The organism is Ralstonia sp. PBBBR1 (assembly GCF_002256165.1).
GTDB classification, from domain to species: domain Bacteria; phylum Pseudomonadota; class Gammaproteobacteria; order Burkholderiales; family Burkholderiaceae; genus Ralstonia; species Ralstonia thomasii.
The window spans coordinates 75,649-89,384 of the sequence record NZ_NKIL01000006.1 but is presented as its reverse complement, the minus strand read 5'-3'; the positions used below and the strand labels follow the sequence as shown (position 1 = coordinate 89,384).

At 63.7% G+C, this 13,736-nt stretch carries 15 protein-coding genes and 1 pseudogene; 11 read left to right on the top strand and 5 right to left on the bottom strand.

All coding sequences use genetic code 11. The annotated features are described in order from the left end of the window. The first annotated feature begins 344 nt into the window (after positions 1–344). The 7 genes from dapA to CFE42_RS11525 all read left to right on the top strand — a co-directional run bounded on the left by dapA (position 345) and on the right by CFE42_RS11525 (position 9,042). Positions 345–1,241 (top strand): 4-hydroxy-tetrahydrodipicolinate synthase, encoded by an 897-nt coding sequence (gene dapA / locus CFE42_RS11555; protein ID WP_004629750.1) that lies wholly within the window; start codon positions 345–347, stop codon positions 1,239–1,241. A gap of 33 nt (positions 1,242–1,274) precedes the next feature. Further along, complete coding sequence (locus CFE42_RS11550; protein WP_004629752.1) at positions 1,275–2,444, top strand: iron-containing alcohol dehydrogenase; 1,170 nt, start codon at positions 1,275–1,277, stop codon at positions 2,442–2,444. After that, entirely contained in the window at positions 2,441–4,753 is a 2,313-nt protein-coding gene (pdxA, locus tag CFE42_RS11545) for a 4-hydroxythreonine-4-phosphate dehydrogenase PdxA (protein ID WP_004629754.1), read from the top strand. The genes CFE42_RS11550 and pdxA overlap by 4 nt, the downstream gene beginning before the upstream one ends. Positions 4,754–4,863: 110 nt before the next feature. Beyond that, complete coding sequence (locus CFE42_RS11540) at positions 4,864–6,294, top strand: sodium:solute symporter family protein (RefSeq protein WP_004629756.1); 1,431 nt, start codon at positions 4,864–4,866, stop codon at positions 6,292–6,294. A 34-nt stretch (positions 6,295–6,328) separates the two neighbouring features. Beyond that, a complete protein-coding gene (locus tag CFE42_RS11535; protein ID WP_004629758.1) occupies positions 6,329–7,504 on the top strand; it encodes a sialidase family protein in 1,176 nt (391 codons plus the stop codon). Positions 7,505–7,567: 63 nt separating this feature from the next. Further along, positions 7,568–8,332 carry a DeoR/GlpR family DNA-binding transcription regulator gene (locus CFE42_RS11530; RefSeq protein ID WP_004629760.1) on the top strand — a complete coding sequence of 255 codons (765 nt, stop codon included), beginning with the start codon at positions 7,568–7,570 and terminating at the stop codon, positions 8,330–8,332. Positions 8,333–8,334: 2 nt separating this feature from the next. Continuing rightward, the gene (locus CFE42_RS11525; protein WP_004629762.1) at positions 8,335–9,042 is read left to right on the top strand and encodes an SDR family oxidoreductase; all 708 of its coding nucleotides are present in this window, start codon (positions 8,335–8,337) and stop codon (positions 9,040–9,042) included. 256 nt (positions 9,043–9,298) lie between these two features. Here the strand turns inward: CFE42_RS11525 and CFE42_RS11520 are convergent. From CFE42_RS11520 to CFE42_RS11505, 4 genes and pseudogenes are all read right to left on the bottom strand, one after another. Continuing rightward, positions 9,299–10,040: pseudogene (locus CFE42_RS11520) on the bottom strand (LysR family transcriptional regulator). 177 nt (positions 10,041–10,217) lie between these two features. Next, the gene (locus tag CFE42_RS11515; protein WP_004629768.1) at positions 10,218–10,430 is read right to left on the bottom strand and encodes a hypothetical protein; all 213 of its coding nucleotides are present in this window, start codon (positions 10,428–10,430) and stop codon (positions 10,218–10,220) included. A gap of 101 nt (positions 10,431–10,531) precedes the next feature. Beyond that, on the bottom strand, positions 10,532–10,786 hold the full coding sequence (locus CFE42_RS11510; RefSeq protein WP_004629771.1) for a hypothetical protein: 255 nt from the start codon (positions 10,784–10,786) through the stop codon (positions 10,532–10,534). A gap of 81 nt (positions 10,787–10,867) precedes the next feature. Continuing rightward, a complete protein-coding gene (locus tag CFE42_RS11505) occupies positions 10,868–11,098 on the bottom strand; it encodes a hypothetical protein (RefSeq protein WP_012434987.1) in 231 nt (76 codons plus the stop codon). A 712-nt stretch (positions 11,099–11,810) separates the two neighbouring features. On the opposite strand from CFE42_RS11505, the gene CFE42_RS11500 reads away from it, so the two are divergent. The 4 genes from CFE42_RS11500 to CFE42_RS11485 all read left to right on the top strand — a co-directional run bounded on the left by CFE42_RS11500 (position 11,811) and on the right by CFE42_RS11485 (position 13,325). Next, entirely contained in the window at positions 11,811–12,137 is a 327-nt protein-coding gene (locus tag CFE42_RS11500) for a hypothetical protein (protein ID WP_004629775.1), read from the top strand. 91 nt (positions 12,138–12,228) lie between these two features. Further along, a complete protein-coding gene (locus tag CFE42_RS11495; protein WP_004629776.1) occupies positions 12,229–12,513 on the top strand; it encodes a hypothetical protein in 285 nt (94 codons plus the stop codon). 87 nt (positions 12,514–12,600) lie between these two features. Further along, positions 12,601–12,981 (top strand): hypothetical protein, encoded by a 381-nt coding sequence (locus tag CFE42_RS11490; RefSeq protein WP_004629779.1) that lies wholly within the window; start codon positions 12,601–12,603, stop codon positions 12,979–12,981. A gap of 59 nt (positions 12,982–13,040) precedes the next feature. Then, a complete protein-coding gene (locus CFE42_RS11485) occupies positions 13,041–13,325 on the top strand; it encodes a hypothetical protein (protein ID WP_004629782.1) in 285 nt (94 codons plus the stop codon). A gap of 69 nt (positions 13,326–13,394) precedes the next feature. On the opposite strand, the gene CFE42_RS11480 is transcribed toward CFE42_RS11485, so the two are convergent. Further along, entirely contained in the window at positions 13,395–13,571 is a 177-nt protein-coding gene (locus CFE42_RS11480; RefSeq protein WP_004629783.1) for a hypothetical protein, read from the bottom strand. Positions 13,572–13,736: the final 165 nt, after the last annotated feature.

Genomic DNA, 13,736 nt, shown 5'->3' with positions numbered 1-13,736 from the left:
CATTCCAGGACTGGCGGTAGTCGACCCCACGTCCATACGCGCCCGCGTAAATCAACTGCCGAATGGGATGACCGGGGCGACCCACGCGTGACTGATTCGATCAAAAATCAGTCGTGTCATAAGAGCATGCCGCCTCACCCGCACCCAAGAAGAGTAGCGTTAGTGCGCGATACGGCGCCTGCTCAGCTTTCGTGCAGCGGAGTGAGATCAGGGTAAACATTGATCGATTCAATCATTTTATTGATTACAATGACTGGACCGATCGATGTTTGAGGCGTTCAGCCGTGCATCCCTCCGGTTCAAGCTGACCCACGGGCCGCAGCCCACCACGAAAGGATTGCCACATGACCGCGTCGTTCAAAGGGATCGTCCCTGCCCTGATCACCCCGATGACCCCGACGGAAGACGTGGACGAAAACGGCCTGCGCGTGCTGATCGATCGGCTGATCGACGCGGGCGTCCACGGGCTCTTCGTGCTCGGCACCAACGGCGAATTCATTGCGCTGAGCGAAGAAGAGAAGCTGCGCATCGCCCGTATTACCGTCGAGCAGGCGCGCGGCCGCGTGCCCGTGGTGGCGGGCACCGGCGCCTATGCCACGCGTGATGTGATCGCGCTCAACCACAAGATGCAAGACGTGGGTGTGGACGCCGTATCCGTCATCACGCCCTACTTCAACGGCGCCACGCAGCCGGAGCTGTTTGCGCATTACGAGCAGATCGCGCGCGCGACGTCGCTGCCGATCCTGCTGTACACGATTCCGGCCAAGGCCGGCGTGACGCTGACCGTCGACACCGTGCGCCGGCTGGCGGACATCCCGAACATCCGCGCCATCAAGGACAGTGGTGGCGATTTCGACCGCCTGCTGCAGCTCATCAACCTGCGCCGTGACGACTTTGCCGTGTTCACCGGCACCGATTCGATGATCCTCTGGACACTGATTGCCGGTGGCGACGGCGCGGTGGCAGCCACCACCAATGCGGTGCCGCACGTGGTCATGTCGATCTGGAATCAATTCCAGGCGGGCAACATTCCGGCCGCGCGTGCTGCACAGGAATCGCTGCGTGCACTGCGTGACGCGTTTGCGCTCGGCACCATGCCCGTAGTGCTGAAGACCGCCGCCGAGATGCTCGGCATGCCCGCAGGGCCGGCACGCTCGCCGGCCAAGCCGCTCGATGAGAAAAGCCGCGAACGCCTGGCTGAAGCGCTCGCCATCTACCGTGCCGCGCTGAACGTCGCCTAAGCACTGCCGCCCGCCCCAACATCACCGATCGCCATGTCCTCCACCTACCATTTCCAGACCGTCAAGCACATCGTCCACGGCGCAGGCAGTCTGGCATTGCTGCCCGAAAAGCTCGCGCTGCTTGATGTGCCCGTCAAACGCATCGCACTCATCACCCAACCGGTGATGGAGCAGAACGGCGTGATCGGCCGCGTGGTGCAAGCGCTGGCCGCGCGCGACATCGAGGCGCGCATCGTACGCGGCGTCGAACCCGAACCGACGATTGAGAACGTCGAGACCGTCTTCCGCGAGCAGATCGCGCCGTTTGCGCCGGATGCCATCCTGTCAATCGGTGGCGGCAGCGTGCTGGATGCGGCCAAGCTGTTTGCAGTGCGCCTGACCAACGAACAGCCGCTGCGCGAATGGCTCGGCATTGATCTGATCAAGCGCCCCGGCATTCCGCTGGTGTTGGTCCCAACCACGGCGGGCACGGGTTCTGAAGTCACGCCCAACGCCATCGTCACGCTGCCCGATGAAGAACTGAAGGTGGGCATCGTCAGCCGACATCTGCTGCCACAACTGGTGATTCTCGATGCGGAACTGACCTTCGACCTGCCCAAACCGATCACGGCAGCCACGGGCATCGACGCATTCGTGCATTCGCTGGAGTCGTATATCTCGACCAAGGCCAACCCGGTGAGCGACATGTTTGCGATGGAGTCGATGCGGCTCATCGGCGCGAACCTTGTCGAGGCATATCAGAACGGCCGCTCGGTCAAGGCGCGCGAGGCGATGATGCTGGGTTCGATGTACGGCGGCCTGGCGCTGACCGCCGCCGGCACGGCCGCCGTGCATGCGCTGGCGTATCCGCTCGGTGGCATGTTCGGCATTACGCACGGTGTGGCCAACGCGATGCTGTTGCCGCACGTAATGTCGTTCAACAAGGATGCCATCGTCGGGCGGCTGGCCAACGTGGCACGTGCACTGGACATCAGCAGCCATGACAGTGACGACGAGACCGCCGCCGATGCGCTCCTCGAACGGCTGACCGAGTGGACCGACGTTGTGCAGATTCCGCAGGACTTGCGCCAGTTCGGCGTGTCGGAAACGCACCTGGACGTGCTGGCCGAGGCCGCGTCGAAGGTCAAGCGTCTGCTGGGCAACAACCCCAAGCCGCTGAGCCACGCAGACATCAAGGCTATCTACCAGCGCCTGCTGCCGTGAACACGTCCGCCCACACCGCTCCGAAGCTGCTGATCCTGGCCGACGACCTGTCGGGCGCCGCCGATTGCGCGGTGGCCGGCGTGCGGGCCGGATTGCGCAGCGCGGTCATGCTGCGCGCCGATGTTGGACACCCTATCGGGTACCCGACCACCGCCGACGTCCTCGCACTGGACACCGACACGCGGCGCGCCAATGCCGTCGATGCGGCGGCCACGCAGGTGGCGGCATGGCATGCACTGGCCCGGCCGGCCACGCGGCTCTACAAGAAGATCGATTCGACCCTGCGCGGCAACGTCGCTGCTGAGGTGGCCGCACTTGCACCGCTGGCGGGTCTGGCCATCGTGGCGCCGGCGTTTCCGGCAGCCGGACGCACCACCCGCGACGGCCGCCAGTGGCTGCACGGCGTGGCCGTGGAAGACACCGAGGTGTGGCGCAACGAAAGCATCGGCGGCCGCGCCGATCTGCGCGTCATGCTGGAGCGCCAGGGCCTTCAGACCGCCGTGCTGACGCTTGACGACGTCCGCGCCGGTGCCGCCGCGCTGGCCGGTCGCCTGGCGGCATTACAGGCGGACGGTGTGCAAGCCGTGGTGTGCGACGCCCAGACCGACGACGACCTCGCGCACATCGCCGAGACCTCCGTGCGGCTGGCGCATGTGTTCTGGGTCGGCTCCGCCGGTCTGGCGCCCGCGCTGATTCGCGCGGCGGGGCTCGGCAGCGCCAACGCCGCTGTCGAAGGCGATGCGGCAACCGCAATCGCCGGGCCGGTGCTGACGGTGGTGGGCAGCATGTCCAGCGTGTCCCATGCGCAGGCGTCGGAATTGAAGGCCGCTGCCGGTGCGCGCCTGCTGTCGCTGGAGCTGCCCGTGGAAGCGCTCGACACACCGCAGGCGGACATCACCCAGACCGTCATCGATGCGCTGTGCGAAGGCCGCGACGTGCTGGTCACGCTCAGCCAAACCACGCGCGGCAACAGCGCCGACGGCCTGCACTTCTGCCGCCGCCTCGCCACGTTGCTGGCGCCGGCCTTGCCGCATGCCGGCGGGCTGATCGCCACCGGCGGCGAGACCGCGCGCGCCGTGCTGTCGACCGCCGGCATCGACGCGCTGCGCCTGTGCGACGAAATCGAATCCGGCATGCCGCTGCTGCATGCCCAACTTACTGGCGTCGACCGCGTGCTGCCGGTCGTCACCAAGGCGGGGGGCTTCGGCACACCCGGCTCCCTGCATGCCGCTTGGCGACGGTTGATCGAAACCGCAGCCAGCACCCCACCCAAAGGAACTCACGCAATGACCTATCGTCCTGTCATCGGCATCACCATGGGCGATGCCGCCGGTGTCGGCCCCGAGATCATCATGAAGGCGCTTACACACCGCTCGGTGTACGAGCAATGCCGACCTCTGGTGATTGGCGACACGGCACGACTGCGCGATGCCGCCCAACGTACCGGCGTGGCACTGGAAGTTCGCTCGATCGAGCGCCCTGCCGATGCCGGCTTCCGCTACGGCGTAGTGGACTGCATCGACCTCGGCCTCATCCCTGCCGACCTGCCCTACGGCAAGCTCTCTCCCATCGCGGGCGATGCCGCGTATCAGTACATCGCCCGCACCGTCGAGCTGACGTCCGCTGGCGAACTGGATGCCATCTGTACCGCGCCGCTGAACAAGGAAGCGCTGCACGCCGGCGGCCACATCTTCCCGGGCCACACCGAAATGCTGGCGCACCTGACCGGCATCGATGAGGTTTCGATGATGCTCGTGGCGCCCAACCTGCGCGTGATCCACGTGACGACCCATATCGGGCTGCTAGACGCCATCCGCCGCATCGAGCCGGGCCTGGTCCAGCGCACCATCGAACGCGCGCACGCCACGCTGGTACGCGCCGGCATCGAGAACCCGCGCATCGGTGTCTGCGGCATCAACCCGCATGCGGGAGAAAACGGGCTGTTCGGCCATGGCGAAGAAGAGCAAAAGATCATCCCCGCCGTGCAGGTGCTGCAGGCACGCGGCTGGCGCGTAGAGGGCCCGCTGCCCGCCGATACGCTGTTTTTCCGCGCCGGCCGTGGCGACTTCGATGTGGTGGTGGCGATGTATCACGACCAGGGCCACGGACCGGTCAAGGTGATGGGCCTGGAAGCCGGTGTGAACGTCACCGTGGGCCTGCCGGTAATCCGTACTTCGGTCGACCATGGAACCGCGTTCGACATTGCCGGCAAGGGCATCGCCGATGAACGCAGCATGCTCGAAGCGTTTCGCCAGGCCTGTGAACTCGCCACCCGACACGATGACCCGCAAGCCGTACGTGCGGCCTGACATCCCATCCATGCAGCACGAATTGATGTAGCGCCCCCGCGCAAGGCCTGACCCGACGGAGACACGCCGGGCTGGCCGGAGCCATTCGCTCAAGAATCAGGAGACAAAAGATGACCTCGTTTTCGACCTGGGACACCACCATGATCATCGCCATGGTCGTGGTCTATATCGTGGTGACCAGCGTGGCCAGCATCCGGCTGCGCAGCCGCACTTCCGAGCAATTCATGGTGGCCGGTCGCTCGATGCCGGCCGTGGTGGTGGCCGTGCTGCTGATGTCGGAATACATCGGCGCCAAGTCGACCATCGGCACCTCGCAAGAAGCCTTCAGCGTGGGCATTGCAGCGTCGTGGTCGGTCATCTCCGCCGCCATCGGCTTTCTGCTGTTTGGCCTGTTCATGGCCAAGCGTCTGTATGCGTCGGGGCAGTTCACCATCTCCGGCTTCATCGCCAAGAAGTACGGCAACACGGCCAAGCTGGTGGTGTCGGCCATCATGATCTACGCGCTGTTTCTGGTGAACGTGGGCAACTATGTCAGCGGCGCGGCGGCCATCTCCACCGTCATGCACATCGACCTTCCGATCGCGGCGCTCATCACGGCTGCCGTCAGCACGATCTACTTCGTGTGGGGCGGTCTCAAGAGCGTGGCGTATCTGACCATCGTGCACAGCGCGGTCAAGGTGGTCGGCATCGGCATCATCGTCGCGGTGGCGTGGAAGCTCTCTGGCGGCATTGCCCCGATGGCGCAGGCCATGCCGGAGCACTACTTCACGTGGAAGGGTGCGCTGTCCGGCGGCACCATCGGCGCGTGGATCATCGGTTCGGCCGGGGCGATCTTCTCCACCCAGTTCATCATTCAAGCCATTTCTTCCACCAAGAGCCCTGAAGCCGCCCGCTCGGCTTCGTTCATGGCGGCGGTGCTGTGCGTGCCGATCTCGATTGCGCTGGGCTTCATCGGCGTGGCCGCCAAGTATCTGTACCCGGGCATCAAGAGCCTGTATGCGCTGCCGGTCTTTCTGCAACACATGCATCCGCTGCTGGCCGGCGTGGTAACGACTTCGCTGGTGGCGTCGATCTTCGTGAGCGTGTGTACGGTGGCACTCGCCATTGCTTCGCTCATCGTGACCGACTTCTATGTGCCGCGCTATCGCCCGTCGGCCGAGCAGGAAATGCGCATGACACGCTGGATCTCGCTGGCGGTGGGCGTGCTGCCGCTGGTGTTCGTGCTGTTCGTGCCGCAAATCCTGGCGCTATCGTTCTTCACGCGGGCGCTGCGGCTGTCGGTGTCCATCGTTGCGCTCATCGGCGTCTATCTGCCGTTCTTCAACAGCAGTCGTGGAGCCGTTTCGGGCCTGATCCTGGCCGCGATTGCAACCACCATCTGGTATCTGCTCGGCAACCCGTTCGGCGTCGACAACATGTACATCGCGCTCGTCACGCCCGCCCTCGTTCTGGTGGTCGAGAAGCTGCTCTTTCGCGCGGCTGAGCCTGCACAGGCCAGCGCACCCGTCGCCAACATCAAGCCAAACAACGCGGCGCATTGATCCCCAGACACCGAGCATTGAACTGAGACACAACATGACTGCCACCCTTCCGGCCTACGCCGCCTTCGATTCGAACGTGCGAGCTGCCTATACCGACGCCGAGCGCCGCGAAGCGTTCCTGCCCACACCTTGCGTTCAAAACCACGCGGCCAACCTGCACGCGCTGCCCAACGGCGACTTGCTGTGCGTGTGGTTTGGCGGCACGCAGGAAGGCATTCCCGATGTATCGATCTACCTGTCTCGGTTGGCGGCAGGCACCTCCGAATGGCAGCCTGCGACCAAGCTATCGGAAGACCCGACACGATCGGAGCAGAACCCGGTACTGTTCACCACACCCACCGGCGAACTCTGGCTGATCTACACCGCGCAGCTTTCGGGACACCAGAACACAGCCATCGTGCGCCGGCGTATCTCGACAGACGGCGGCCGAAGCTGGGGGCCCATCGATACGCTGTTCGACCAGGCCGGCACCTTCGTGCGCCAGCCAATCGTCGTGCTGCCCGACGGCGCGTGGGCCTGCCCGGTCTTCCTGTGCCGCACGCAACCAGGCGAACGCTGGGTCGGCAATGACGACATCAGCGCCGTCATGATCTCCGAAGACCAGGGCCGCACCTGGAGCCGCCACGACGTGCCCGACAGCATCGGCTGCGTGCACATGAACGTGCAGACGCTGGCCGACGGCAGCCTGCTGGCGCTGTACCGCAGCCGCTGGGCAGATCACATCTACGCCAGCCGCTCGCAAGACGGCCGTACCTGGAGCGCACCGCAGCCGACAACGCTGCCCAACAACAATTCGTCGATCCAGTTTGTGGCACTGCGCAACGGTCATCTCGCGCTGGTCTACAACGAGAGCGATGCCTCGCACAGCACCGGTCGACGCACCTCGCTGTACGACGACATTGAAGACGCCGAAGACCATGGCGAGCTGCGCGACCAGCAGGCATCCACGCGGGGCACCGCTTTCTGGGGCGCACCGCGTGCGCCGCTGTCGCTGGCCATCTCGGAAGATGGTGGCCACACCTGGCGCCGCCGTAACATTGAAATTGGCGACGGTTATTGCATGACCAACAATTCGGCCGACCAGCGCAACCGCGAGTATTCGTATCCCTCCATCGTGCAAGGGAACGACGGCGCGCTGCACATCGCCTTCACCTATTTCCGCCAGCGCATCAAATACGTGACGGTTGACGAATCGTGGGTGCGCGGCTGACCCGGTTTGGGGCCGATTTGCTACAGTGGCTCCCCATCTGAGGTCGGTTGGATATTTGCAGACATGAAAGTCACGAAGCGCCGCGAGGCCATGCTGAAAGCCGTGCTGGGCGGCATGAACGACGTCGCCACACTGTGCGAGCACTTCGGCATGTCGGAAGCCACCGTGCGCCGCGACCTGCGCGCGCTCGCTTCCGATCGCCGCATCCTGCGCACGTATGGCGGCGCGGCGGCGGTCGGTTCGCACGAACCCGAAGCCCCGCTGGAAGAGCGCCGCAGCAGCGCACGTGAGCAGAAGGAAGCGATTGCCCGCCTCGCGCAAGCACACATCGCCGACGGCGACACCATCTTCCTCGACGGCGGCACGACCACCGCGGCACTGGCGCGTCACCTGTCCGGCAAGCAGATCCACGTTGTCACGAACAACTTGATGGTCGTGACATCGCTGGCGGCTGGCGGCATCCCGGTCACGCTCATCGGCGGTGATGTGCGCCCGTCGAGCATGAGCACGCTTGGGCCGCTCGCGCAGTTGTCGCTCGGCCGCGTGAGTGTCGACAAGGCATTTCTGAGCGCCGACGGCGTGGTCGCCACCAACGGCCTGTGTGAAGCGTCGGCCGATCAGGCGTATCTGAAGGAATGCGTCATCCGTCAGGCCGCGCAGGTGATCGTGCTGGCCACGGCGGACAAGCTCGGGCGCGCCACCCAGCAGCACTGGACGCCTATCGAACGACCCTGGACGCTCATCACCGACAACGGTGCATCGCCCGATCAACTGGAGCCATTCCACGAACGCGACGAGGTCGACGTGGAAATCGCCCCGCTGGACTAAGCATGCCAACCCGCCCCGCACCGCAAGCCGCTGCCGCCCGTCATGCCATCGTGACTGGCGCCTCCTCGGGCATCGGCCGCGCCATTGCAGAGCGCCTGCTGGCCGACGGCTGGCGCGTGACAGGCCTGTGCCGGACCGCGCCCGCCGAGCCGGTCGAAGGGTTGGAGATCGCACAGGTGGATGTGACGGACTTCGCGCGGTTGGGCAAGGTATGCGACAGCCTGGGCGCAGTTGACGCACTTGTGCATGCTGCCGGCTTCATGCGCACAGCCCCATTGGGCGAGCTTTCCGCCGCCGATGGTGAGGCGATGTGGCGCGTGCACGTCGATGCCGCCGCCTTCCTCGCAGACAGACTCGTGCAGCGCATGCCGGCCGGCGGCCGCATTCTTTTGATCGGTAGCCGCACGGCCAACGGCGCCCCAACGCGCAGCCAGTACGCCGCCACCAAGGCGGCCCTCGTGGGTATGGCGCGTTCGTGGGCCGCCGAACTGGCGCCGCGCGGCATCACCGTCAACGTGATTGCGCCCGGCGCGACGGATACACCGTTCCTGCATGACCCTGCACGCGCGCACACCCCGCCGCGCATGCCGCCCATCGGCCGGTTCATCGCGCCCGAAGAAGTGGCCGCCATGGCGGCATTCCTGGCAGGCGAATACGGCGGCGCCATCACCGGTCAGCAGATCGTGATGTGTGGTGGGGCGTCGTTGTAGCGCTGGCGTGCAGTTAGGAGATCACGCCAAAGCGGGGCAGATGCCCGGTGGCCTCGGCGAGCAATCAGCCTTGCCTTGCTTGCATCGTGCGCGCGGCTGCACCCTCCAATGCATGAGCGGCGTAGATCCCTTGACCCGTTGCAATGAACAGCATCCGGTTAGCCGAATTGCCTCACGTACGTGATCACGCATCGCGTTGCCGACGAGCTGGACGAAGCCAGACAGAAGATTCTGGCGAACAGGCGAGCATGATCAGCTAGCCTGTAGCGTCAGTTTCGCTTTCCCGCCATCGCAGGGCTTCGATCACCAGAGCCAGCGCCGGCGAGACGTGTCTGCGGCGTAGTACAGGTCGTTGCCCGGAAACGACAGCCACCAGTCCTGCTGCACCGGTACCAATCGGCCCGCATCGATATGGGGCTGCATGGTGTCCAGGGGCACGAAGGCGAAGCCCATCGCTCGGTGAGTTCGTGCGGCCTGGCGGGAAGTCGTTTGTCCGCCATTTAGCCAGGTGACGTCGCCACAGCCATGCCCTGCCCCGGCGCGAGACGCACGGCCACCATGTGCTTGTCCACGCGATCTCCTACGCGCACGCCGGCGTCGAAGCGCCGCGCAGCGATATCTGTGAATGCGTAGTCGACGCTGAAATCGACATGGACGTCGGGATAGTCTCGCAGCAAGGGCAGCAGCCGAGGCCAGAGCACGCTGGTGATGGTGTGGTCGTGGGCCGTGATGCGCAGGGTGCCCGCAGGCTTGTCTCGCAGTGCAGTGAGGGGCCCGAGCTCCAGTCCGATCTCATCAAGCCGGGGTGCCACCGCTTCCAGTAGCCGTGCACCGGCCTCCGTAGTGGAAACGCTGCGGGTAGTGCGCGTCAGTAGCCGCACACCCAGCCGCGCTTCCAGGGCATGCATCGCATGGCTCAGCGCTGAGCGAGACAGCCCCATTTGCGCCGCAGCGCGGGTGAAACTGCGCTCCCGTGCCACGGCCACGAAGGCTTGCAAGTCGTTGAGGACGGTGGAATACGACTGTTTGAGGCTCGCGCGCCGCCGTCAGGGGTTCGACATCGACTCTTGGCCTTCCATGACCGAGGCACAAATGCGCCTCATTGATCGCGAGCCTTGGCGCGCAGGAGAAGAGCGAGGCGATGCCTGGCGCAAAGGCGCCGGCAATGAAGACGCCTAGTGATCAAGCGACCATCCCGGATTAGGCACGTTTTTCCCCTCGCGATAGGTCCAGCTGGCGCCGCACGTGCGGCATGCGAACGTGCTCACCGTGACGGCAGCGGTCTTGGATGCCTTGATGCGCTGGGTGTCGGTGATCCTTAAGAAAGCATGGCCTGACGCACCAAGTCGGTGGACTTCAATGGCAAGGCAAGCGCGGCAGAGTGTCATGCCAACTCCTTTCTCAAATAACGTGGACTGAATATGGCGCGGGCGCTAGGACTAACGCCCAGGCATTGGGCTGCGACGCGTTCCGCTGCATCGCCTTTGGACTAGACGCCAAAGACAGGAGCGCCGTACTTCAGCAGCAACTGCTCGATCTGGCCCATGTCATCGGTGCGCGGCGTTCTGTCTTCCGTCACGCGCGACGGGCCACCATAGACTGCAGCCACATGCCTACGCACCGTCAACACATCATTGGCAGGCGGTTCGATCATGACGGGGTCGCCCGGTACGTGCCGATAGCTGCCATCTTTCCAGCCCTCGGGCGTCAGATGCAGTTCTTCCCATTCTTCGCTAGCAAACATGGTGACTTCCTTCCCTTTGACTTCGGGGTTGCGCCTGCCGTTGCCGCAAGCGAAAAAGCCGCCCAAGGCGGCTTGCGTGGTTCAGTTCTTGTGACGGTGCGTCAGACGTGCGATGGCTGCTCTTCCGGCAAGCCGCGCCGCATTCCTCGCGAGTGCTTCGGTGCCATGTACGTTGTGGCGCATCGAGACGTTGGCGAGGAGGCGTTCCGTGCCATCTCTGTACTCATTGATGAGATAGGTGGCAAACCAGACGCCGGGTTCTTGTTCAATTGGGTACACGGATACCGTGTACGGGGAGTCGACTTTGTTCAATACAGTGCTAGGTTCGGGCGAGAGCTGATGCAGGCGTGGACTGCCTGGGCAAACCAGTTCCTGCTGATGAGCTACGCCACGATGGGTAAGGCCAACGCCTTGGTGCATGCATACAAATGCATGGCGCAAGCGATTGGAAACGAGGTGACCGTACTTGCGTAGGCCGGCACGCCTAGTACATGCGCGCTGCGTACGGAGCGGATAAACCGCCGGTCAGATAGGTGATGGGCCGCATGGCCCAAGGTGATTCGGGTGTACGCCCGACGGGTGGTCAGCGTTTTGTCGGTTTTTTTTGCTGGGCACCCAGCCCGTTCTATTCGAACATTCGAACGACAGGCAAAGGTTGCGCATGGTAACAGCTTCTCGCAATCGCTGCTCGTCTTGAACGACATGCCCCGGAGCGCGGAGATTGACCTATTACCTATCGCCTCAGCTTGCCCCACCACTGAGCGCGCGCAGCATGCCACGCGGCACTTCGAAAGATCGTCACGCCACCGTGTACTTATGGGAGTACAGTGGGGCACCGACCGCGGCGCTCCAGTTCTTGCTTCCGTGAGTACGAAAGCAAAGTTACCCGCACTTAGGATCACGGCGCTCGGGAGCGCCTCCTGCCCTGGACCAAGCCCTGCACGCTGTCATCCTCGCCTGTTCCGCACACGGACACTTGCCTGTTGATGCTCGCGACTCGCGATGTAAGTCATGGAGATCCGTGATGCTCGACCTTGTCGCATTTACCAAACCGGTGCTGGATGAAATTACCGGGCAGGACGTGCGAACCTGGCACTCCGGGCCGAGTGTGCTGGCGGCAAACTGGCAGGTGCCTGAGTTCGACAGCCGTATCTGGCGTGTGAGAACGCTGACGATCGCATTCACGCACGATGTCATGAATCAGTTGATGCACGCAGATCAGCAAGACCTTTGTCAGCTGCAGTGCATGCTTGACCGCTTTCTGCGGGCGCAGTTGGGCATGCATGCCCAAGCGGACCGTGGAGATCGAATGCTCGTGATCACCGTCGATCATCTTGGGGTGGCGTCATAGCCGACCAGGCCAATCAGCGGGTTGCCGATCACAATCACTGTCGATGCCCCGCCGGGGTGTCGACCACGCCCACCATCGGTTGGAGCCATTCATGAATGCAAGCCCGTCAGCCACGTACAAGGGTTTCGACCTGTATCCATTGGTGTACAGGACTGAGGCGGTTCAGTCATGGCCGCGCAAGCGCCTCGACCGTACGTTCAACGCATCCGTGGTGATCTGCCGCGCAGGTCATCAACCTGGAGCCGAACACTCGCGCGTTTTTCAAATGACACCGACCGCTTGGGAGAATGTCGGGACCGCAAGGCGGGGCGCGCTGAAGTTCGGCGAGGACGTCATCAATGGCTTGATACCCGGCGAATCGGTGGCGTCTCTGTAATACGCGCGACGTATTTCTGTGGCCCGTGGCTCTTTTTGATACTGAGTTGGCGAGGCGTGTTCCTTGCATGACCAGCCAGGAAACAAGATGACTCATGCATCCGATAAGACCAGCTTTCTCTGCACCCTTCCCGGAGCGGCAAAGAGCATGGCGTATTCCATTACGGTTGGCTTCATCCGCGATGGGCAGCCGAACTGCGTGCAGTTCACCAGTTTCGTGGGTGAAGGAAGGCGGTCCTTCAGGGTGTTGGCAAGCGCTCCGGATCTGGCGTCCGCAGCCATGGCCAGCGTTGAAACCTTGTGTCGCCTGGCCATCGGGCAAGTGATCCGAGACAGCCTCCACGCGAAAACGGCACAGGGGGACCATACCCTGGATATGCGCGTGCAACCCTGGGAGGGCGAGCTCAGACCTGCTGGATCACGTAGCACGCTGAAGCCGCCCCGTCCACATTTGGTTGTTCGTGGATAGTTCGATGGAGCGAGCGGAATGCGCGTACAGTGGAGCCACCCCTTTCTACGGAGATTGCTGTGGACGCCTATCCGACTTGCCGCTACAAGGGGTTCGATGTTTACCCCCTGATCTATCTATTCGATCCGCCTCGTGAATGGCATGAACGGCGTCCGGATCGGTCTTACAGCGCTTCTGTGCTGATTTGTCAGGAAGGGGAGCCGCCGAGCACGGAGCGCTCCCGAATCTTCCCACTGCCGGCAACCCAATGGGACAACATCGGGACGGCAAAACGTGCGGCTGCGAAGATGGCCGAAGACATCATCGATGGCTTTGTGCCTGGTCGCTCCATGCATTCCCAGTAGTTGCATTCCCTGACCTAGTCACGCAGAGATCGGCCGGCGTGCCTGGCCACCCCGAGGTTTCTCGATCCGCTAGAACCGGTATCCAACGTTCAGGCTGAAGACAACGGGCTTCACGTCGATTTCCGTCTTGTTGACGGGCGGTACCTGGCCTGCCTGGCTGCGCAGCGTGATGGTCGATGTGGTCTTGCGCGGCAGATAGGCGACGGTGCCGACCAGCGTCCAGTTCTTGGCAAACTCGTACGACACGCCACAGCCGCTGCAGCGGCAACGCCTGCGGCCACCGCCCTTGAAGAAAAAGAGCCGCGTGGGCCGCGTCGCAAACGCGAGGCACAGTCGCGCCTGTTAGCCTGATCTCGGTTGGCAGCACTGTCCTCGCCGCCGTGGCGGCAGGCGTGCAAATCGACGCGCAAT